Genomic DNA, 23584 nt, shown 5'->3' on the forward strand with positions numbered 1-23584 from the left:
AAAGTAATAAGTTACTAAGTAAAAACAAAAACGCCGAACATAAGTTCGGCGTTTGAAATGTTTCTAATGCAGCTTTGAGCTCAAGCTATTTTCAACTCATGCTATACGCTAAATGATGCACCACAACCACATGTGGTTGTCGCGTTCGGGTTGTTCACAAAGAAACGAGCACCTTCTAGGCCTTCTGTGTAATCAACCATGCCGCCCATTAAGTACTGTAGACTCATTGGGTCAACAACCAGCGTAACACCGCTGTTTACAATAGTAGTGTCGCCATCATTTACTTTTTCATCAAATGTGAAGCCGTATTGGAAACCACTACAACCGCCACCTGTAATGTATACACGCAGTTTTAGTTCTGGGTTTTCTTCTTCAGCAATTAGCGTTTGTACGCGTGTAGCTGCTGCATCAGAAAAAGACAATGGGATATTTACTTCGCTCACGACAACCTCTCTTACCTGTGTCAAAAACAACATGATACAAATCTAATTCGAGACCATAGTTGTTGAGTATTTTCTTATATTCCAGTGATTATCTAATACCTGACTGAAACGTTCAAGTATTCACCACAGGATCGCTCCTTTTACTGCTGTAAACTCGCCAATATCTAACAATTAAAACGTGTAACCACACAAAACAACCAGATTCGGGTGATTATCTGGGCGAAAGCATTCCTACTTGGATTGTGGATAGGTACAATGCGTGCCAATTGGTCCGACAGTCAAAAGAGGATATATCAATGACCAAATCAGCAGAGCTATACGAAAAAGCACAGCAAACTATTCCTGGTGGCGTAAATTCTCCAGTTCGTGCATTCAATGGCGTAGGTGGTTCTCCAATCTTCGTTGAACGCGCTGACGGCCCACTTATTTTTGATGCTGATGGTAAAGCGTATATCGACTACGTTGGCTCTTGGGGTCCAATGATCCTTGGTCACAACCACGCTGTTATTCGTGATGCTGTGATTGCAGCAGCTCAACGCGGCCTTAGCTTCGGTGCTCCAACCGAAACTGAAATCAAAATGGCTGAACTTGTATCTGAAATGGTTCCATCGATGGAACAGCTACGTATGGTGAGCTCAGGTACAGAAGCAACAATGAGTGCGATTCGTCTTGCTCGTGGCTTCACTGGTCGTGACAAGATTCTTAAGTTTGAAGGCTGCTACCACGGCCACGCAGACAGCCTACTTGTAAAAGCTGGTTCTGGCGCACTGACTTTAGGTCAACCAAGCTCTCCTGGCGTACCTGCTGATTTTGCGAAACTAACGCTAACAGCAACCTTCAACAATCTAGATTCAGTACGTGAAATCTTCGCAGCAAACAAAGGCGAGATCGCTTGTATCATCGTTGAGCCAGTAGCGGGCAACATGAACTGTATCCCTCCTGTCGAAGGCTTCCACGAAGGTCTACGTGAAATCTGTGACCAAGAGGATGCATTGCTAATCTTTGATGAAGTAATGACAGGTTTCCGCGTTGCTGAAGGTTGTGCTCAGGCATACTACAACATCAAGCCAGACCTAACTTGTCTTGGTAAAGTGATTGGCGGCGGCATGCCTGTGGGTGCTTTCGGTGGCCGTAAAGACGTGATGCAATACATCGCACCAACGGGCCCTGTTTACCAAGCAGGTACGCTTTCAGGTAACCCTGTGGCAATGGCTGCTGGCTACGCATGTTTGAACCTTCTACGAGAAGAAGGCAACGAAAAGCGTCTAGCTTCAAAAACTAAGCAGTTGGCAAAAGGCTTCAAGCAACTTGCTGACAAGCACGGCATCCCAATGCTAGTTCACCAAGTTGGCGGTATGTTTGGTTTCTTTTTCACTGACCAAGAAACTGTGACGTGCTACGAAGATGTAACTAAGTGTGATGTAGAACGCTTCAAGCGCTTCTTCCACCTAATGTTAGATCACGGTGTTTACCTTGCACCTTCAGCATTCGAAGCAAGCTTTACTTCTCTTGCTCATGGTTCAAAAGAACTTGATGCAACACTAGAAGCTGCTGACCGTTCTCTTGCGATCATTGCTGCTGAAAGCAAATAATCGAAAGCACTTTATAAGTCGCTAACCGATTGAATTTAGGGCTGCATTAAATGCAGCCCTTTTTTATATATCGCGCTCACCAGCCACAAATATGACAGATTATTTAGCCGTCGACTAAGGCTAAAACTGAACCAAAAGCGACTAACGTTCCCAGAAAAGAAAAACCAACAACATCAAAGTGCCAAGGAACATTCTGAACCAAGGGAGCTCTTTTTTTGTTTGCTGCTCTTCGTCTTGGCATTTCTTATCTTTATTACAGCATCCCATTATCAAAACTCCTCATTGCTAACTCTCTGTTTTGCAGCCATTATAAACTCAGAACGCAAATATAGAGACCATTACCGTGTCAGAAAAACTCAAAATCAATACCAGCCACTGGGTGATCATCATCGCCCTACTCGCGGCGGCTTATGCTTGTTACCTACTTATCGAGCCATACGTTAACTCTATCGTGATGGCCTTTATCATTTCACTATTGATGTTCCCAATCCATGAGTGGCTTGAAAAAAAGCTACCGAATAAAGAAAACATCGTCTCTCTGCTGTCTTGTGTGATTCTGACTTTCATTATTGTTATCCCTTTATTGGCAGTATTCGCAGCAATTGTTCAGCAAGGTTCTCTGTTCTCTCAGAATACTTACCAATGGGTGACCCACGGTGGCATTCAGACTCTGTTTGCTCACCCGTTAGTGGTCAAAGCGCTATCATTTGTGAATAACTACCTGCCTTTCGACAACATTGAGCCCCAAGCCATCGCACAAAAAGTCGGTGAGTTTGCGACCAGCTTTGGTTCTAAGCTAGTTGGTATCAGTGCGAAAATCTTAGGTGACGCGACCAATTTCTTGATGGATTTCTTCTTGATGCTGTTCGTTTTGTTCTTCTTATTAAGAGATCACGACAAAATCATCAGTGTGGTTCGTCATATTCTGCCGCTGTCTCGTAGCCAAGAAGACAAACTTCTAACAGAGATAGAGCAAGTATCTAAATCAGCAGTAATGGGCTCATTCTTAACTGCCATCGCGCAAGGTTTTGCTGGCGGTTTAGGTATGTGGATTGCCGGTTTCCCAGGTCTATTCTGGGGCACCATGATGGGCTTTGCCTCTTTCATCCCAGTTGTGGGGACCGCATTAATCTGGATTCCAGCAGCAACTTACTTGTTCCTAACGGGTGATACCACGTGGGCGATTTTCCTAACGGTTTACTGTGTAGCGATTGTTGGTTCAATTGATAACCTGCTACGTCCACTGCTAATGCAAGGCAGTGCAGGCATGAATACCCTAATGATCTTCTTCTCACTATTGGGCGGTATTCAACTGTTTGGCCTAATTGGTCTTATCTACGGCCCACTGATTTTTGCGATTACCATTGTCCTTTTCAACATCTACGATGAAGAGTTTAAGGACTTTTTAAACCAGCAAGACAAGAGTTAATCAACGGTTCGACAACTTGGTTGCCGAACGAGTATTAAACACTTCAAGCTTTGGGCGGATTATGCGAAAATCCGCCCTCATTTTTTGCTAACGATTCAACAGAGTGTCCTATGTCAGCTTATATTGCCCCAAGCCAGATTGCTCAACGCCAACTCGCCTACTTTGAAGGCAAACATGTTTTAGTTGCCGGTGAGGCAGAAGACTTGTTCCCTGTTGAGTTAGCGAAGCATTGTGAATCTGTCTCTGTGTTTACTTCTAATTACAGCTACTACCGTCAATTAGAAGGCTGCAACACCATCCAACGTTTTTATGGTGCGGAGTTTACCGAAGAGACCAAAGCCGACTTAGTGATGCTGTACTGGCCAAAAGCCAAAGCGGAAGCGGAATTTCTGTTGGCGATGCTATTTGCCAAGCTAGGCAAAGATACCGAGATCGTCGTGGTTGGTGAAAACCGTTCAGGCGTGAAAAGCATCGAGAAGATGTTTGCTCCTTACGGCAAAGTTGTTAAATACGATTCAGCGCGTCGTTGCTCTTTCTACTGGGGTCAATGCTTCGAGCAACCACAAGCGTTCAACCTACAAGACTGGTTTAAAACCTACACGGTTAACATTGATGAACAACCTCTGACGGTAAAAAGCCTTCCTGGCGTCTTCAGTCACGGTCAATTCGATGTCGGTAGCCAACTTCTGCTGGATACTCTGCCAAAACTAAAAGGCAAGGTACTGGATTTTGGCTGTGGTGCAGGCGTACTGGGCGCGGTAATGGCATCTCGTAATCCTGATATCGAGTTAGAAATGTGCGACATCAGTGCATTTGCAGTGGCATCAAGCCAAGCAACGCTAGAAGCGAATGGTTTAACGGGTAAAGTCTTCGCGTCAGATGTCTATTCTGATACTGCACAAGACTACCAGTTCATCATCAGTAACCCACCATTCCATTCAGGTTTAGACACTAGCTACAGCGCGACTGAGACCTTACTTGTTCAGGCTCCTAAGCATTTGAAGCGTTCTGGTGAGATGATTATTGTTGCGAACAGTTTCTTAAAATACATTCCAATTATTGAACAAGCGTTTGGAAAATGCGCGACTCTAAATAAGACCACTAAATTCGCGATCTATCACGCAAACAAATAACCTCTTTAGTACAGCGCAGGGTCATTATCTGCGCTGTCTGTTCATATTTTTGTCAAAACTCTATAAAAATGAGCTTTTGCACACGCTTTAAATACCACTTACTTGTCAAAGTAAAAAAACTCGTTAATTTCGTTAAATTGGAACCCGTTAATTCTATTCTCTGTACTTGTTTTCGCCCCTTTTAGCAGTACATCAAAGGAAAGTAGTACCCAATTTATGTTTAGATTCTATCGTAAGCAGAAGTTTAAGCGCCTTCAAAATACCCTAATGCTGGCATTTCTTGTCCTCAGTATTACCCCAGTGACACTTATCGCGATATTTTTCCTCCAATCGCACAGTCAGGATCTTCAGGAACAAAGCACCTCACACCTTGTTTCGGTTCGTGATACTAAGCAACAGCAAATTGTCGATTACCTACAAGCTCAAGAATCCCAAGTGATGGGCTTTGTTCGCTCAGAATTGGCCAATGCCAGTGGCGGGCGATTTTATGGTTTGATCAATGCATTCCAACGATTGGGGTTAGATATTGACGAGGCTCGCGGTAATGCGCAGCAGCGCTACATTCAGGGGTCTGGCGATCAAATCAAAACGTCGATTCTTCCAGAGTCCAGCAGCTTTATTGGCAGCGAGCGTTATCGCCTGCTCCACAAGCGCTACCATAATGCTTACCTAGAACTGCTTAAACGCTCCGATTTTGACGATATTCTCTTAGTTGATATCAACGGTAACGTCGCTTATTCCGTCTTTAAAAATGACGATTACGGCACCAACTTGCTGACTGGCAAATACAAGGATTCCAACCTAGGTATTACCTTTCAACGACTAGCCAAAGACGTAACCGACCGACGCAAATCTAACGAAGATTACACGCCGGTTATCGTTTCTGACTTTAAAGACGAGAATGGCAAACAGACCGCATGGTTAGGTGCACCTATTGTTCAACAAGGCTACCTACACAGTTACGCCATGTTTAGGCTGCCAATCAACGGCATTACTAAGCTGATTGCGGATCTCAACAAGAGTTCGAACATTCAAACGCTGCTTGTGGGTGATGATCACCTGCCTCGTAGCCTTGCCCATTCACAAGAATCAATCAACTTGAGCTTAGATGTTGTCGATAAAGCATTGGCTGGTGAAACGGCGGTTGGCACCTTCGACAACACCCTAGATCAAGCTATCATCGCGGCATATACGCCAATTGAGCTGAAATACGCAACATGGGCTTTAGTGGTTGAACTACCAGAGAAAGAGGCGTTTGCCCGTATTCATCAGTTAGAAAAGATCTTCGTGATCGTGATGCTAACCGCGATCATTCTCGTAGTCGTTGCATCGCACTATCTGTCTAACTTCATCACATCCCCACTACTTAAACTGACGTGGGCTGCCGAGAAAGTATCGGCGGGTGATCTTGATGAAACCATGATCAATACCGAGCGAAAAGATGAGATCGGCCGTCTTGCGGTGAGTTTCGAAAGAATGCAGCGCTCTATTCGTGAAAAAATGCAGCTCATCAAAAGCCAAAACGATGAACTTGAGGACAACCTGAAGACCATTCAAAAGCAAAACGAAGAGTTGCAACTGGCCAACAAACTGAAAGATGAGTTCTTAGCCACGACTTCACACGAATTGAGAACACCACTGCATGGCATGGTTGGTATCGCTGAGGCGTTGATATCCGGTGCGAACGGCCCTATTCCTGCAAACCAGAAGTATCAGTTGGACATCATCATCAATAGTGGTCAGCGGTTAGCAACCTTGGTTGATGATCTGCTTGATTATCACAAAATGCGCTATGGCAGCTTAGATATTAAGAAATCAGCTGTTGATTTGTCGGCAGCCACCAGCCTTGTACTAGAGCTATCTCATCACCTATTGGGCAATAAGCCAATCCGTATTATTAACCAAGTTCCAAGCGATTTAGGGCTGGTTTCATCCGATCCTCAACGACTTGAGCAAGTGATGTATAACTTGGTTGGTAATGCTATCAAGTACACTTCAGAAGGTAAGATTGTTATCTCTGCAAGCGTTATCGACGACAACATTCGTGTACAGGTTGTTGATACAGGGCAAGGTATACCTGCGGAATATCTTGAACATATCTTTGAACCTCTTATTCAAGCAGGTCAAGATGCGAGTAACTACCGCCAAGGCGCGGGGCTTGGATTATCGATCAGCCGTCAGTTAATCGAGCTAATGGGTGGTTCACTGTACGTAAGCAGCCAGCCAATGCTTGGCACTACGTTTAGCTTCACCCTGCCCCTAGCTACTCAAGATGAGCTGGATAGTTACAACGAATCAGGTCACTACTCACACTTCCAAGCGCCCGATTTAATAGATAACAGCCAACAAGAAAACAGCGTTATCAGTGAAAACCCAGATGGCCCGTTACTGGTTATCGCCGATGATGAGCCGGTTAACCTGCGAGTATTAGACAGCTTCTTGAAGTTAGAAGGTTATCGAGTACGTACTGCATGTGACGGTCCTGAAACCATTGAACTCATTGAGAAAGAGAAGCCAGAGCTGCTTCTGCTCGATATCATGATGCCAGGAATGAGCGGCTATCAAGTGTGTGAATCGCTGCGTAAGCAATATGACCACGCACAATTGCCAATCATCATGCTGACGGCACTCAACCAAGCAGAAGACCGTGTACGCGGTTTCGAAGCAGGTGCCAATGATTATTTATCTAAGCCGTTCAACAAACAGGAACTGGCTGCGCGAATTACGGCTCACTTATCAGCAAGTAAAGCCGAGCAGAGACGCCTTGAGAATGACCAATTGCAACTTGAGCTCAAACACCGAGCTATGGTTGAAGCTAACCTGCTAGAAACTCAAGGACGTTTGCTAGAACAGTTAGAGTCGGCTCCAGAAGCCATCATCTGTATTCGTGATGATCAGCGTATTCGCTTTGCCAACGAAGCGGCAGCGAAACTGTTTAGGCGTGGGCAAGAACAACTTAAGCGCTCTATGGCCGACGAGATCATTGCACCTAAATATCTTAAGGTGGAACAAGCGCATTACTGTGGTGATATTGATATCTATATAGATGACACACGTCAGCGTATACCGAGTGATATTCTTAAGTTACCTGAAGGTTCAGGGCTCGACACCATGTATATCTTTAATGTTGGTGGTGGTGTTAACTCAAACCGAATCAATAACCTTGAGACTGCAGTAGAGGCACTTTCAAGCTATGCTTTTGAAGGCGACAAAGATAAGTTACAACAGCTTAAGGAACTTGGCGGTGAATTTACTCGCCTTGCAGACAAGGCAACCGGTGAAGGTAAAAACAAACAAGAGTTGATGCGTGAGGTACTGGTCGATGCCATGACTAATGCCATCATCTACTGGGAGTCAGTTACTGGTGAAACCAAGTTTGCTTTTGCAGAGAAGAGTGGCTTATGGCGCGTTTACTTAGACCGAAGTACCCTTCAGACTCGAACACTAGATAAATACCTACGCGTAGAAACCCTACCGAAAACACCTCGCTGGCGAACGGTACTGAGCTCTATCGAATTCATACTTGAACACTGTAAAGAACAGACACCAGAGAGAACGCACATTGAGATGCTCAGAGACAAACTACAGAAGTTACTGACCAGCTAATCCTGAACTAACATCACTCTATTAGCCCACCTAGCGTGGGCTTTTTTGTGGAGATCATTCACAATCAAAGCACAATAACGTCCATTCAAATGCACTTCTTTTACGGCATTAAACAAGCAAAATGACACGTTACTCAAGCTTAAACAATCACCAGTTCAATCGCTATTTGGAAGCTTATTCTTGGCTGAATTTCACAGTTCTCCGACTCTTTGTTGCAGTTTGAGAAGCGAGTCACAACAGAACGGCAGATTTAATTTTCTAGAGAAATTTAACGTAAAACGAGCAAGTGACCAAGATCTACAATTACATTAAAACAGAACAAGGCTATATAATTAAAAGAACAAAAAGTAAGTAAGCACTAACATTTAATTACCAACACAAATTCAATTGCGAGTCACATCACCCTAACAATTGCGCGCAAAAAACCATCAAACCGCCCATTTTTGACGTTACTGACGTGGAGTTGGATGTTTTTAACGTTTTTGACGGGAAACGAGTTTGATTAATTCATCGATAAGGTGTTTTCTTACTCCTGCCAAAGGCCTACAGGCCACTCTTACCACTTCTCAGAATCAACGATGAATCTGGAGCAACGAAGAAGAGGTAGGCCTTTAACCAGAGTGTGTATCTACTAAACAATTTAGCGACAGATAACATTCAATCCATTAGTGAAATGAAAGCAAATAGTAAGGAACAGCTATGCTTGCCAATATAAAAAAAACAGCAATAGCAACAGCAATTATTGCAACTGCTACAACAGGTTTTGCATCAGTAGCAACAGCTGCAGAACGCAGTGAACTGACCGTTCACCCGAAAGAGTACACTACATTCGTACGTAACTTTAACCCGTACCTTGGTGCTACTAACCTACATACTACAACTGACTTCATGTATGAGCCGCTAGTAGTATTTAACGAAATGCACGGTAACACTCCAGTGTTCCGTCTAGCTGAAAACTTCAAGATGTCAGATGATCTGATGAGCGTTGTTTTCGACATTCGTAAGGGTGTTAAATGGTCTGACGGAGAAACTTTCTCTGCTGATGATGTTGTTTTTTCTTTCAACCTTGTAAAAGAGAAGCCAGAGCTTGACCAATCTGGTATCAACTCTTGGGTAACTTCTGTAGAAAAACTGAACGACAACCAAGTTAAGTTCACACTAACAGAAGCAAACTCAAACGTACCTTACGAGATTGCTAAAGTACCTGTAGTACCTAAGCACATCTGGAAAGACGTTAAAGATCCATCAACGTTTACCAATGAGAACCCGGTAGGTTCTGGTCCATTTACAGAAATCGATACGTTTACAGCGCAGCTATACATCCAGTGTGCAAACCCGAACTACTGGGATGCAGACAACCTAGATGTTGACTGTCTACGTGTTCCACAAATTGCGAACAACGACCAATTCCTAGGTAAAGTTGTAAACAGTGAAATGGACTGGACGTCTTCTTTCGTTCCAGATATCGATCGTACATACGCAGCAGCTAGCCCTAAACACCACTACTGGTACCCGCCAGCAGGCACACAGGCATTCATCGTTAACTTCAAGCACCCTGATGCTGCGAAGCATGAAGCATTGAGCAACGTTGACTTCCGTCGTGCTTTCTCTATGGCTCTTGACCGTCAAACTATCATCGACATCGCATTCTACGGTGGCGGTACTGTGAACGATTTCGCATCGGGTCTTGGCTACGCGTTTGAAGCTTGGTCTGATGAAAAAACTCACGACAAGTACAAAGGCTTCAACACTTACAACGCTGAAGGCGCGAAGAAGCTTCTTGCTGACGCTGGCTTCAAAGATGTAAACAAAGATGGTTTTGTTGACACTCCATCAGGTAAGTCTTTCGAACTAATGATTCAATCGCCAAACGGCTGGACTGACTTCAACAACACAGTTCAACTAGCGGTAGAACAGCTAAACGAAATCGGTATTAAAGCAAAAGCTCGTACACCAGACTTCTCTGTTTACAACCAAGCAATGCTTGAAGGTACATACGACGTAGCATACACAAACTACTTCCACGGTGCGGATCCATACACGTACTGGAACAGTGCTTACAACTCATCACTACAATCTGGTGATGGTATGCCTCGTTTCGCAATGCACTTCTACAAAAACGACAAGCTAGATGGTCTTCTAAACAGCTTCTATAAAACAGCTGATAAGAACGAGCAGCTAGACATTGCACACGGTATCCAGCAAATCATCGCTGCAGACCAAGTGACAATCCCTGTGATGTCTGGTGCTTACATGTACCAATACAACACAACTCGCTTCACTGGTTGGTGGAACGAAGAAAATCCAAAAGGCCGTCCAAACATTTGGGCTGGTATTCCAGAGCGTCTACTTCATGTACTGGACCTAAAACCAGTTAAATAAGTAATCGTTCAATCCTTGCGGCGTAACCTCTTACGCCGCTTATAAAAATCCTCACACTCTCAATTGAAAGTATGGCGCTAGTCGTCAGGGGATTTTTCGTTCCAAATTTCGCTAGGAGCGACCTGAATCCAGAAACAGGGAAACAATCTGGGTGAGTAAGGTGTGAGTTATGGGTTATTTTTTAAGACGTTTGTCATTTTATTTTGTCGCGCTATTAGTTGCTGCGACGTTAAACTTTATTATTCCAAGAGCAATGCCTGGTGACCCAGTTACCATGATGTTTGCGAACGCTTCTGTACAAGTTACTCCAGAGCGTATTGCTGCAATGAAAGAACTATTAGGCTTCGTTGATGGCGGTCTACTGGTTCAATACGTAGCGTACATGAAGAACATTCTTAGCTGGGAGCTAGGTACATCAATTCAATTCTACCCACTTTCTGTAAACACACTGTTGGGTGGAGCATTCGGTTGGTCGCTTTTCTTAGCCGGCACCGCAGTTATTCTTTCTTTCTCGATTGGTTCAATCCTAGGTATTTTCGCAGCGTGGAAACGCGGCAGTAAGTACGATGCCTTCGTAACTCCAGGGATGCTGATTCTACAAGCCGTTCCTCAAGTTGTTATCGCAATGATTGCACTATTTACCTTTGCAATTGGCTTGAAGTGGTTCCCAACCGGTTATGCCTACACCGCAGGTACTATGCCTGACTGGACAAGCTGGGCATTCATTAAAGATGTCGCTTACCACGCCTTCTTACCACTGTTCTGTGCTTCTGTTGTTCAAATTGGTGGCTTCCTAGTAAACATGCGTAACAACATGATCAACCTACTAGCCGAAGACTACATCACCATGGCGAAAGGCAAAGGCCTAAGCGAAAACCGAGTGGTATTCAACTACGCAGCTCGTAACGCGATGCTACCTAGTGTGACAGCCCTTTCAATGTCGCTAGGTATGGCAATCGGTGGTCAGTTAATTATTGAAATCATCTTTAACTACCCAGGTCTGGGCAGCGTACTTTTCAACGCAATTAACGCTCGTGACTACCAAGTACTGCAAGGTCAGCTGCTTATCATGACGCTATTCATGCTGTTCTTTAACCTAGTTGCAGACATGCTTTACGTTGTTCTTGACCCTCGTCTTCGTAAGGGTGGTAAATAATCATGAAAGACTTTCTAAAACTCATTTGGCGTAACCCGATGGCCCTAACAGGCGTCATCATCCTAAGTATCTTTATTCTTGGCGCGATTGCAGCTCCATTGATCACCAAACATGTACCAGACAAGCGTACAGGCAACCCACACGAATACCCTGGTTTCGTGGTGAAGTCTGCACAAACTAACCCTGATGGCTGGGTTGCTCAAAACCTAGCAGATGACCGTCGTACACTGATCATGTCTAAAAAGGCAGACCACGTACTAGGTACAACTCGTATGGGTCGTGATGTTTGGTCTCAAGTGGTATACGGCGCACGCGTATCTCTTGCTGTAGGTTTTGGTGCGGGTCTAACCGTATGTTTACTCGCAACTGTTATTGGTGTTTCTGCAGGTTACTTCGGTGGCCGTGTCGATGACGTTCTAACCGCCGCAATGAACATCATGCTGGTAATCCCTCAATACCCATTACTGTTCGTAGTAGCAGCCTTTATCGGTGAGGCAGGGCCACTCACCATAACCTTGGTTATCGGCTTTATGTCCTGGGCTTGGGGTGCCCGTGTTGTTCGCTCCCAGACCTTAGCTCTGCGTGAAAAAGAGTTTGTAAAAGCCGCTGAAGTTTTGGGTGAATCTTCATTCCGTATCATCTTCGTAGAGATTCTGCCAAACCTTATCTCTATCGTTGGCGCAAGCTTCATTGGTTCTGTGATGTACGCAATCATGATGGAAGCAACCATCTCGTTCCTAGGTCTTGGTGACCCGAACACAATCAGCTGGGGCATCATGCTTTACAACGTTCAAACCTCTTCATCAATGCTTATTGGCGCTTGGTGGGAACTGTTGGCTCCTTGTATCGCACTGACATTACTCGTAACTGGTCTTGCTCTGCTTAACTTTGCTGTCGATGAAATTGCTAACCCGCAACTGCGCTCTCACAAAGGCATGAAGCGTTGGAAAAAACTAGCAACTCAAGACAAAGAAGAACGTGAACCAGAACTACCACCACAAAATGCACTTTGGAGCGGAGATAAATAATCATGTCTGAACCACTAATTTCTATCCGCAACTTATGCGTAGATTACATCACAGAGTCTGGCGATGTTCGTGCGTGTAACAACGTAAGTTTCGATATCGCTCCGGGTGAAGTATTCGGCCTAGCTGGTGAATCTGGCTGTGGTAAATCAACGGTCGCTTTCTCTCTTATGCGTCTTCATAAGCCGCCCGCTTACATCAGTGGTGGTGAGGTTATCTTCAACGGTGAGAACATCCTTGAATACAGTGATGACCGTATGCAGGCGTTCCGTTGGAGCGAGATGTCGATGGTATTTCAGAGTGCGATGAACGCACTCAATCCTGTACTACCGATGGAAGAGCAGTTCTGTGACGTAATCATGCGTCACACGAACATGACTCGTGAACAAGCTAAGCAGCGTGCTGAAGGTCTACTTGAAATCGTAGATATTCACCCAAGCCGATTGAGTGACTACCCTCACCAATTCTCTGGCGGCATGCGTCAACGTTTGGTTATCGCTATCGCGCTAGCACTGAATCCAAAGCTGATAATTATGGATGAGCCGACAACTGCACTTGATGTGGTTGTGCAACGCGAAATCCTGCAAAAGATCTACGCACTGAAAGAAGAATTTGGCTTCTCAATTCTGTTCATCACCCATGACTTGTCGTTGATGGTCGAGTTCTCTGACCGCATCGGCATCATGTACTCAGGTGAGCTAATCGAAGTGGCTAACTCACAAGATATCCTAGAAAACCCTTACCACCCTTACACCAAAGGGCTGGGAAGTTCTTTCCCTCCACTGACAGGGCCAAAGACAAAGTTGACAGGTATTCCAGGCAACCCTCTGAACTTATTAGAAATTCCTGAAGGGTGTCGTTTCCAAGCTCGTTGCGACCGTGTACATGAAACGTGTACTAAGGTGCCAACTAAGCTGCGTTCTATCGACCCTGGGCATTTGTCTAACTGCCACCTGTACGGTGACCCAATAGTACAAAGGAAGCTATAGCTTGCACGCTGACTCAGCGTGAATAACCAACAAGGCGGCTCGACCGCCTAAAACAAGCAAAGCGAATAAGGATTCTGGAGACAATTATGAGCAAAGATTTCGGTCAATTATTGGTAGAAGGCAAGAATGTTGTAAAAGACTTCCCAATAAGCAGTACCACCATTCAAACCCCGATGATGCGTGCGATTAACGACGTGTCATTCAAGATGTACAAAAGCCGCGGCTTAGCAGTGGTTGGCGAGTCTGGTTCAGGCAAATCAACAACCGCCAAAATGATCGCAAAAATGTACGCGCCTTCAGGCGGTACGATCGAATACAAAGGCCGTGATATCCAAGAGATCTCGAGCAGAAAAGATCTTATGCATTACCGTGAAGGTGTGCAGATGGTATGGCAAGACCCGTTTGGTTCTCTGAATCCAACACATAACATCTTCCACCACATTGCTCGACCACTGTTGATCCACAAGAAAGTATCTCCGGGCAACAAGAGAGAATTAGAAGAGCGTGTCTACGATCTTTTAGAGCAAGTAGGTCTAATTCCGCCAAAAGAGACGGCGAAAAAGTACCCTCACCAACTGTCTGGTGGTCAGCGTCAACGTGTAAACCTAGCCCGCAATATCGCGGTAGGAGCAGAAGTTGTCCTAGCCGATGAACCAACATCAATGCTTGATGTATCGATTCGTGCGGGTGTTTTGAACCTGATGGAAGAGATGAAGTTTGAGAAGCAAATGTCTCTGCTTTACATCACTCACGATATCGCAACTGCGCGTTATATCGCTGAAGATCTTTCAGTAATGTACGTAGGACACATGGTGGAATGGGGTGATACCGATGACGTTATTGCTAACCCTCAACACCCTTACACTCAGCTACTGGTTTCGGCAGTGCCAGATCCTAAGAAATCAATCCACGATCAACTTGCTGGTAACAAAGGTGAGATTCCTCTTTGGACACCTGTATCAGCAGGCTGCCCATTTGCAGGCCGTTGTACCCACGCAATGGACAAGTGTAAAGAGCAACTTCCTGGAGTGACTCAATTAGCAGAGAACCACTTTGTACGTTGTTACCTACACGAAAGCTAAACAATAAGACCTAAGTTAGGGTCTGCGGGCCCTAACTAATTATATCCAAAACATTCAAGTACCTAGCCAATAGAAACTAGGACTGTCGGAGAATATTGATGCTGTTATTGACCAACCATATTGGCTATGAGTCCACAGGCCCCAAGCAAGCTATCTTACAAACTAAGAAAGCTCGCCTCTCTAGCACAACGGCTCTACTCGTCTGTGCAGACAACCATATGACTGTCGGAAGTTTTGATGTGGTTAAACAAGGCCGCGTAGCAAATTGGCATCAAGGGCAATTCTTCACTATCGATTTCAGTTCAGTGACTGAATCTGGTCGCTACTACCTGCGCTTTGACAACCTGCGTTCAGAAGTGTTTGAGATTGGCTGCAACCTATTAATGAATCAAACATTTTCTGATGTGCTTCATTACTTTAAGTCACAGCGCTGTGGCGGTATTTTCGACAAAAAAGATCGACAAGCACAAATTCTAGGTACCGACAGATACGTCGATGTCCACGGTGGATGGTATGACGCATCAGGTGATGTCAGTAAATATTTTAGCCACTTGTCTTACGGCAACTACCTAAACCCACAACAAATTCCAATGGTGGTTTGGAACATGCTAAAAAGCGTACGCTTGACTAGCCATAATCCAGACTTCCCGAAATTCTCCATGACACGCCTAACGGAAGAGGCGCTTTTCGGTGCTGACTTTTTGGTGCGAATGCAAGACGCTGACGGATACTTCTACATGACGGTATTCGACAAATGGAGCAAAGATATCAATCAGCGCGATATCTGCGCTTATGCGACTCAAGAAGGTCATAAATCAACGGATTTACAAGCTGGCTATCGACAAGGTGCCGGCGTTGCTATCGCAGCATTAGCCGCAGCTTCTGAGCTTGAAGTCTCAGGCTGCTACTCTAGCCACACCTACCTTGAAACGGCGGTTAAGGGTTACTGGCATCTAAAAGAGTACAACCTCCAGTATCTAAACGATGGTGAAGAGAACATCATCGATGAGTATTGCGCCCTAATCGCAGCCAATGAGCTGTATCGCGTAACACAAGACCAGCAATACCTAACAGAAGCAAGAATTTGGGCGACTCGTTTAATCTCTCGCCAACAGTCAGATAATTCATTTGAGAACTTCTGGTCTGCAAATTCTGATGGCTCTCGCCCATACTTTCATGCAGCTGAAGCCGGTCTTCCTGTGATTGCACTATGTGAATACATCGACAACGAAACCGATGCTGAATTAAAAGAACAGGCGCGCACAGTTGTTGAACAAGCTTGTCAGTTCGAAATCAACATCACCGACAAGGTCACCAACCCATTCGGCTACCCAAGACAGTACGTTAAATCTGTCGATGGTGATAAACGTGATGCCTTCTTCGTCGCTCAACAGAACGAGACAGGTTACTGGTGGCAAGGTGAAAATGCTCGCCTTGGTTCACTCGCAACCATGGCTTACCTAGTTCAACCGCACATTAAAGATAGCGAACAGCAAAAGCGTTTAATCCAGCTTTCACAAAATAGCCTTGATTGGATCTTGGGCCTCAACCCATACCACATGTGCATGCTCGATGGTCATGGCCATAACAACCCAGACTACCTACCTCAGCTTGGTTTCTTCAATGCCAAAGGAGGTATCTGTAATGGCATCACGGCTGGGTTCGAAGACGAACAAGACATCGCATTCAATCCGCCAGCTCAAAAAGACGACATGCTTCAAAACTGGCGTTGGGGTGAACAATGGATCCCTCACGGCGCTTGGTTCCTATTGGCAACCGCTGCGCAATTCAACTACCTAGCACAGCGTAAGGAGCAATAATTATGACGCTTTACTACGTAGGTATTGATGGTGGAGGCACGTCTTGTCGCGCTCGTATTCGTGATGACCAAGGCAAGCTGATTGGTGAAGCAAAAAGTGGCAGTGCCAACATCCTATTGGGCGTGGATGTTGCGATGAACTCTATTGTTGATGCTATTACAAAAGCGGCACAACAAGGGCAACTTAACTCTAACGATTTTTCTAATATGCATGTTGGCCTAGCATTGGCTGGCGCTGAGCAAAAATCAGCATGGTTCGACTTCATGGCTCAACCACACCCTTTCGCAAGTGTGACGCTAAATACCGATGCTTATGGCGCTTGCATTGGTGCTCACAACGGCCAAAACGGCGCAATCATGATTGGTGGTACGGGTTCTTGTGGAATCTACCTAAAAGACGGCGAGCAACATGTGGTTGGCGGTCGTGAATTCCCGATTTCAGATCAAGGTGGTGGCGCAGTGATGGGACTTCGCTTAATTCAACAAGTCCTGCTTGCAGAAGACGGTATTCGCAACAAGACACCACTGACTCAACACGTGATGAACCATTTTGGCAATGATGTTGATGCCATCGTCGAATGGTCAAAAGGTGCTATTCCAAAAGACTACGGTCAGTTCTCACCTGTCATTTTTCAACTCGCTAACGAAGGCGATGAGCTAGCTATCGAGATGCTCAAACAAACCGCTGCTGATATCGAAATGTTTGTGTTAGCACTGCATCGCAAAGGCGCTGACAAGGTGTGCTTAATGGGAAGTATCGCAGAGCGTATTCTCAACTGGTTATCACCACCGGTACAACAATGGATCGTTAAACCTCAATTCGACGCTATTGAAGGCGCATTGATGTTTGCGGGTAAATCACAACACAACTTGTATCAACAGGCTTAGCAGGGAAGTTATATGAATTACCGCATCGACTTAGCTGTTCTTTCTGAACAAAAAAATAACTGCCGATTTGGCCTTACGGTACATAACTTAAGTGATCTTGATGTAACTGATTGGTCACTGCATTTTGCGTTTGACCGATTCATCCTTCAGGAGAGTTTATCGCAGGGTGAACTTACTCAAGTTGGTAGTTTTTGTTCGTTCAAACCAAGTTCGCCAGTGTTAAAGGCGAACAACCATTACTACCTTGAATTCAGCATTCAAAGCGCCCCATTCCGTTTCTATTCTGACGGCCTAAATGATGCTTTTATCCAAACGCATCACCAAGGTGAAACATCGGTACTGCCTGTCGCAATATCACCAATTGTTCTGGCTTCACCATACCGTGAACGCAATCAGATACCTGAAGTGAACGCTGCTGAGATTGCATTAATTCCTCAACCGAATCAGATCGAATTTCAGCAAGGTAGTTTCGCGCTAAATAACGACTGCAGAATTGAAGTTCAATCTCATCTTGCTGATAAGGCAGTCTCTTGGTTCCAGCAAGAATTGCTATTGACCTTTGAGTTGTCTCTTTCGAACGCGCTTTCAGCTGAGCTTTCAAAAGACGAAAGCGGCGACATTCTATTTCGCAGCAACCCGACGTTAGATGAAGCCGAATACAAACTCCGCATTACTGAACAACAGATAATTATTGAATCAGGCAGCCAATCTGGCTTTGTACACGCTGTGGCAAGTTTGATTCAATTGGTTCAACAACAGGATGCCGAAAACTTCTCTGTACCATGTTGCCAAATAGCCGACCAACCTCGTTTCAAATACCGCGGCATGATGTTGGACTGCGCTCGTCACTTCCACTCAGTGGAGCAAGTGAAGCGTTTAATCAACCAACTTGCACACTACAAATTCAACGTTTTTCATTGGCACCTAACCGATGATGAAGGTTGGAGAATCGAGATTAAGAGCCTGCCTCAATTAACTGAAATTGGCGCTTGGCGTGGTCCTGATCATGCATTAGAACCGCAATACACCCACATTTCCGAGAACTATGGTGGCTTCTACACACAGCAACAGATTCGCGAAGTCATTGAATACGCAGAACAGCGCAGCATCACGGTAATCCCTGAGATTGATATCCCAGGGCACTGCCGCGCCGCCATCAAATCACTGCCTGAAATACTGGTAGAGCAAGCAGATACCACTCAATACAAGAGCATTCAGCACTACAACGACAACGTGCTAAACCCAGGTTTACCAGGCACTTATCAATTTCTAGATGCGGTTATTGAAGAAGTCGCAGAGCTATTCCCTAGCGAATTGATTCACATGGGCGCAGACGAAGTACCACCGGGCGTGTGGACTAACAGCCCTGCTGCTCAAGCTCTGATGAAAGAGCACCAGTACCAAGACAGCAAAGACTTGCAAGGTCACCTATTCCGCTATGCCGAAAACAAACTCAAGCAACTCGGCAAACGCATGGTCGGCTGGGAAGAAGCACAGCACGGCAACAAAGTCAGTAAAGAGACCATCATCTACTCGTGGCTCAGTGAAGAAGCTGCAGTGAATTGCGCTCGCCAAGGCTTTGATGTGGTGCTGCAACCGGCACAATTTACCTATCTCGACATGACCCAAGATTATGCACCGGAAGAACCGGGCGTAGATTGGGCTGCCGTTATCCCATTAGAACAAGCTTATACCTACGAAGCGCTTGCTGAAATATCCGACACCGACCCAATTCGTAAGCGGATCCGCGGAATTCAGTGTGCTCTATGGTGTGAGATCGTCACCAACCAAAAGCGTATGGATTACATGGTATTCCCAAGAATTAGCGCTTTAGCTGAAGGATGTTGGACACATAAAAACAACCGAAACTGGCTAGATTACCTATCTCGCCTAAAGGGGCATCTGCCATTACTCGACAGACTCAATGTTGATTATCGCAACCCTTGGAAAGCTCAATAAAACAAACCAAAGCGACACTCACATCGAGTGGTTGCTGAATCAAATTAAGGTGCTCAGTTAGATACGACTCAGCATCACTATTTAAAAATTAGCTGCATAGATGCAGTTTGTTAAAAAGGAAATGACAATGAAATACGGCTATTTCGATAACGACAATCGCGAATACGTCATCACTCGCCCTGATGTACCAGCACCTTGGACAAACTACCTAGGTACTGAAAAGTTTTGTACCGTGATTTCGCACAATGCGGGCGGTTACTCGTTCTACAATTCTCCGGAATACAACCGTGTTACTAAGTTCCGTCCAAACGGCACCTTTGACCGTCCTGGACACTATGTGTACCTGCGTGATGATGAGACAGGTGATTACTGGTCTATCTCTTGGCAGCCAGTGGCAAAGAGCCTAGATGAAGCGAATTACGAAGTTCGTCACGGGTTGTCATACTCAAAGTTCAAATGTGAATACAGCGGTATTACAGCGACCAAAACGCTATTCGTACCTAAGGGTGAAGATGCAGAAGTTTGGGACGTTGTATTAAAGAACAACACTGATAAGCCTCGTACTATCAGCACTTTCTCGTTTGTTGAGTTCTCTTTCAGCCACATTCAATCAGACAATCAAAACCATCAGATGTCTCTGTACTCTGCTGGCACGTCTTACCAAGAAGGTGTTCTGGAATACGACCTGTACTACAACACTAATGACTTTGAAGGCTTCTACTACCTAGCTTCAACTTTCTCACCAGACAGCTACGATGGCCAACGTGACAACTTCCTTGGCATGTACCGTGATGAAGCAAATCCAATTGCGGTTGAAAACGGTAAGTGTTCTAACAGCGCTCAAACTTGTTACAACCATTGTGGTTCTCTGCACAAGCAATTTACGATTCAACCCGGTGAAGAAGTTCGCTTTGCGTATGTACTCGGTATCGGTAAAGGCAACGGTGAACGCCTACGTGAGAAGTACCAAGACACAGCAAACGTAGACGCCGCTTTCCAAGGCATCAAAGATCACTGGGACGAGCGTTGCAACAAATTCCAAGTTAAGTCGCCAAACGAAGGCTTAGACACAATGATCAACACGTGGACGCTGTACCAAGCAGAAACCTGTGTGGTTTGGTCACGCTTTGCATCATTCATCGAAGTTGGCGGTCGTACTGGTCTTGGTTACCGTGATACGGCGCAAGATGCTATTTCAGTACCTCATGCCAACCCACAAATGACCAAGAAGCGTATTATCGACCTGCTTCGCGGACAAGTGAAAGCGGGCTACGGTCTACACTTGTTCGATCCAGACTGGTTCGATCCAGAGAAAGCCGACGTTGAGCCATCAAAATCACCAACGGTTGTTCCAACACCGTCAGATGACGACAAGATCCACGGCATTGAAGACACATGTTCTGATGACCACCTATGGATCGTTCCGACCATCATCAAGTACGTGATGGAAACCGGTGAACACGACTTCTTCGATGAAGTGATTCCATACGCAGACGGTGGCGAGGCGACAGTTTACGAACACATGAAAGCGGCACTGAACTTCTCTGCTGAATACGTGGGTCAAACGGGTATCTGTAAAGGTCTTCGTGCTGACTGGAATGACTGTTTGAACCTAGGTGGCGGTGAATCTTCAATGGTTTCATTCCTACACTTCTGGGCGCTACAAGAATTCCTAGATCTTGCTAAGTTCCGCAATAACGATGCTGACGTTGCGAAATACACAGAAATGGCAGCTAACGTTCGCGAAGCGTGTGAAACGCACCTTTGGGATAACGAAGGCGGCTGGTACATCCGTGGTCTGACTAAAAATGGCGACAAGATCGGTACCGCTCAACAAGCTGAAGGCCGTGTGCACCTTGAGTCAAACACGCTAGCAGTTCTATCTGGTGCTGTTTCTCAAGAACGCGGTGAGAAAGCGATGGACGCTGTTGATGAGAACCTTTTCTCTGAATACGGCCTACACCTAAACTCTCCTTCATTTGCAACACCAAACGATGATATCGGCTTCGTAACTCGCGTTTACCAAGGCGTAAAAGAGAACGGCGCAATCTTCTCTCACCCTAACCCGTGGGCCTGGGTGGCAGAAGCGAAACTAGGTCGTGGTGACCGCGCGATGAAGTTCTACGACGCACTGAACCCTTACAACCAAAACGACATGATTGAAACGCGTTACGCAGAACCATACTCGTACGTGCAGTTCATCATGGGTAAAGATCACCAAGACCATGGTCGTGCAAACCACCCTTGGTTAACGGGTACCTCTGGTTGGGCTTACTTCGCGGTAACCAACTTCATTCTTGGTGTTCGTACAGGCTTTGAAGGCTTAACGGTTGATCCTTGTATCCCGACTGACTGGCCAGAGTTCGAGGTTACTCGTCAATGGCGTGGCGCAACTTACAACATCACAGTGCAAAACCCGAATGCAGTAAGCAAAGGCGTTGCCTCTATCACTATCAATGGTGAGTCAGTTGAAGGCGCCATCCCAGTACAAGCAGAAGGCAGCGTGAACGATGTTGTCGTTGTTCTAGGCTAGTCACGCAATTTAACGAACAGCTCTTGTCTCAAGTCTTTACAGGCTTGAGACAATGAGACTAAAAGGATTTTCTAATGATTAAATTTGGTACAGGTGGCTGGCGCGCTTTCATTGGTGAGGAGTTCACTAGAGAGAACGTTCGCTTGGTAGCGCAAGCACTCGCTAACATCATCAACAACGAAGATGCAGCCAAGAATGGGTTTGTAATCGGCTATGACCGCCGCTTCCTTTCAGATAAAGCCGCATGCTGGTTTGCAGAAGTACTTGCGGCGAACAACATCAAAGTAAGCTTCATCGATAAATTCGTTCCAACTCCTATCGTAATGTTCCAAGCGAAAGAGATGGGCTGCACCTACTCGGCATGTATTACCGCTTCTCACAACCCCGCTGATTACAATGGTATTAAGGTGTTCATTGAAGGCGGCCGCGATGCCGATGAGATCATCACAGAGAAGATCGAACAGCAAATCGCAACCCTAACCAACGAAGATGTTATTCGTGTCGATTTCGAACAAGCGTTGAATGACAAAGAGATCGAGATCATCAACCCGATGAACGCCTTTGTTGATTCCATCATTAATGCCATCGATATTGAATCGATCAAGAAAGCGAACCTACGCGTACTGATCGACCCAATGTTTGGTGTGGCGAAAAACGCTCTGCAAACGGTTCTAATCAACGGTCGTTGTGATGTCGACGTCATCAACGATGGCAAAAACCCAGATTTTGGTGGCTTAATGCCGTCGCCAAATGCTGCAACGCTCTATCGCTTGAAGCACTTAGTTGCAGCAGAAGGCTATGACATTGGTATTGGTACTGATGGCGATGCCGACCGTTTGGGGATCATCGATGAGAAAGGTCACTTCATTCATCCTAACGAAGTACTACTCCTACTTTACTACTACTTGCTGGAATACAAAGGCTGGAAGGGCTCTGTCGTTCGTAACATCGCAACCACACATCTACTGGATAAAGTGGCGGCAGATCATGGTGAGAAGAGCTTTGAGGTTCCTGTAGGCTTTAAGCATATCAGCTCGCAAATGGAGGCCGATGACTCTCTGATTGGTGGCGAAAGTTCGGGTGGTTTAACCATTCGTGGTCACATCAAAGGTAAGGATGGCGTATTTGCTTCAAGCTTACTGGTTGAGATGATCAGTGTGACAGGCAAGAAGCTGTCTGAATTACTTGATGAGATTTACTCTAAATATGGCTATGCCTACACCGCGGAAGGCGATTGTAAGTTTAAACCTTCAGAGAAAGAAGCGCTCTACACTAAGATCTACGTCGAGAAGCAACTGCCTGAATTTGAATACGAAATTGAAAGAGTCAGCTATGAAGATGGTGCCAAGGTGTACTTCAAGAATGGCGGCTGGGTAATTGCTCGATTCTCAGGAACAGAGCCGTTACTACGAATCTTCGCAGAAATGGAAGATAAAGACACTGCAGAACGTGTTCTTCAAAAAGTGAAAGACTTCCTCTCTCTATAGGCTTATAGAGTGCAGCAGTTTTGTATGGGGCTTAACAAATCACTGCCTTGTTAAAGCCTAT

General features: G+C 45.4%; 15 protein-coding genes. 14 read left to right on the forward strand and 1 reads right to left on the reverse strand.

The genetic code is table 11. The features are described from left to right. Window positions 1-101 precede the first annotated feature (101 nt). A complete protein-coding gene (gene erpA / locus AC3CH3_RS12435; RefSeq protein ID WP_004734539.1) occupies window positions 102-443 on the reverse strand; it encodes an iron-sulfur cluster insertion protein ErpA in 342 nt (113 codons plus the stop codon). A 296-nt stretch (window positions 444-739) separates the two neighbouring features. Here erpA and hemL point away from each other — a divergent pair, with 296 nt between their 5' ends. From hemL to AC3CH3_RS12505, 14 genes are all read left to right on the forward strand, one after another. Continuing rightward, on the forward strand, window positions 740-2035 hold the full coding sequence (gene hemL / locus AC3CH3_RS12440; protein ID WP_019824359.1) for a glutamate-1-semialdehyde 2,1-aminomutase: 1296 nt from the start codon (window positions 740-742) through the stop codon (window positions 2033-2035). 343 nt (window positions 2036-2378) lie between these two features. After that, window positions 2379-3464 carry an AI-2E family transporter gene (locus AC3CH3_RS12445; RefSeq protein WP_004734536.1) on the forward strand — a complete coding sequence of 362 codons (1086 nt, stop codon included), beginning with the start codon at window positions 2379-2381 and terminating at the stop codon, window positions 3462-3464. A gap of 110 nt (window positions 3465-3574) precedes the next feature. Then, window positions 3575-4597 (forward strand): 16S rRNA (guanine(1207)-N(2))-methyltransferase RsmC, encoded by a 1023-nt coding sequence (rsmC, locus tag AC3CH3_RS12450; protein ID WP_019824362.1) that lies wholly within the window; start codon window positions 3575-3577, stop codon window positions 4595-4597. A 216-nt stretch (window positions 4598-4813) separates the two neighbouring features. Further along, on the forward strand, window positions 4814-8203 hold the full coding sequence (locus AC3CH3_RS12455; protein WP_488537260.1) for a response regulator: 3390 nt from the start codon (window positions 4814-4816) through the stop codon (window positions 8201-8203). A 699-nt stretch (window positions 8204-8902) separates the two neighbouring features. After that, window positions 8903-10585 carry an ABC transporter substrate-binding protein gene (locus AC3CH3_RS12460; RefSeq protein ID WP_017056650.1) on the forward strand — a complete coding sequence of 561 codons (1683 nt, stop codon included), beginning with the start codon at window positions 8903-8905 and terminating at the stop codon, window positions 10583-10585. 169 nt (window positions 10586-10754) lie between these two features. Next, window positions 10755-11741, forward strand: a complete 987-nt coding sequence (locus AC3CH3_RS12465; RefSeq protein WP_017633262.1) for an ABC transporter permease — start codon at window positions 10755-10757, stop codon at window positions 11739-11741. A 2-nt stretch (window positions 11742-11743) separates the two neighbouring features. Beyond that, the gene (locus AC3CH3_RS12470; RefSeq protein WP_102428494.1) at window positions 11744-12769 is read left to right on the forward strand and encodes an ABC transporter permease; all 1026 of its coding nucleotides are present in this window, start codon (window positions 11744-11746) and stop codon (window positions 12767-12769) included. A gap of 2 nt (window positions 12770-12771) precedes the next feature. Further along, window positions 12772-13755: an ABC transporter ATP-binding protein gene (locus tag AC3CH3_RS12475; protein ID WP_019824365.1), complete on the forward strand. Its 984-nt coding sequence runs from the start codon at window positions 12772-12774 to the stop codon at window positions 13753-13755. Window positions 13756-13841: 86 nt separating this feature from the next. Further along, window positions 13842-14837, forward strand: a complete 996-nt coding sequence (locus AC3CH3_RS12480) for an ABC transporter ATP-binding protein (RefSeq protein ID WP_019824366.1) — start codon at window positions 13842-13844, stop codon at window positions 14835-14837. A gap of 98 nt (window positions 14838-14935) precedes the next feature. Then, complete coding sequence (locus AC3CH3_RS12485) at window positions 14936-16657, forward strand: glycoside hydrolase family 9 protein (RefSeq protein ID WP_488537261.1); 1722 nt, start codon at window positions 14936-14938, stop codon at window positions 16655-16657. Between the two features lie 2 nt (window positions 16658-16659). After that, window positions 16660-17544 carry a glucosamine kinase nucleotide-binding domain-containing protein gene (locus tag AC3CH3_RS12490; protein ID WP_488537262.1) on the forward strand — a complete coding sequence of 295 codons (885 nt, stop codon included), beginning with the start codon at window positions 16660-16662 and terminating at the stop codon, window positions 17542-17544. A 12-nt stretch (window positions 17545-17556) separates the two neighbouring features. Next, entirely contained in the window at window positions 17557-19503 is a 1947-nt protein-coding gene (locus AC3CH3_RS12495) for a beta-N-acetylhexosaminidase (protein WP_488537263.1), read from the forward strand. A gap of 127 nt (window positions 19504-19630) precedes the next feature. Next, on the forward strand, window positions 19631-22036 hold the full coding sequence (locus AC3CH3_RS12500; protein WP_019824374.1) for a glycoside hydrolase family 94 protein: 2406 nt from the start codon (window positions 19631-19633) through the stop codon (window positions 22034-22036). Window positions 22037-22110: 74 nt separating this feature from the next. After that, window positions 22111-23523, forward strand: a complete 1413-nt coding sequence (locus tag AC3CH3_RS12505; protein ID WP_019824375.1) for a phosphoglucomutase/phosphomannomutase family protein — start codon at window positions 22111-22113, stop codon at window positions 23521-23523. The last annotated feature ends 61 nt before the right edge of the window (window positions 23524-23584 follow it).

Source organism: Vibrio sp. QJM3NY_35 (genome assembly GCF_057785915.1).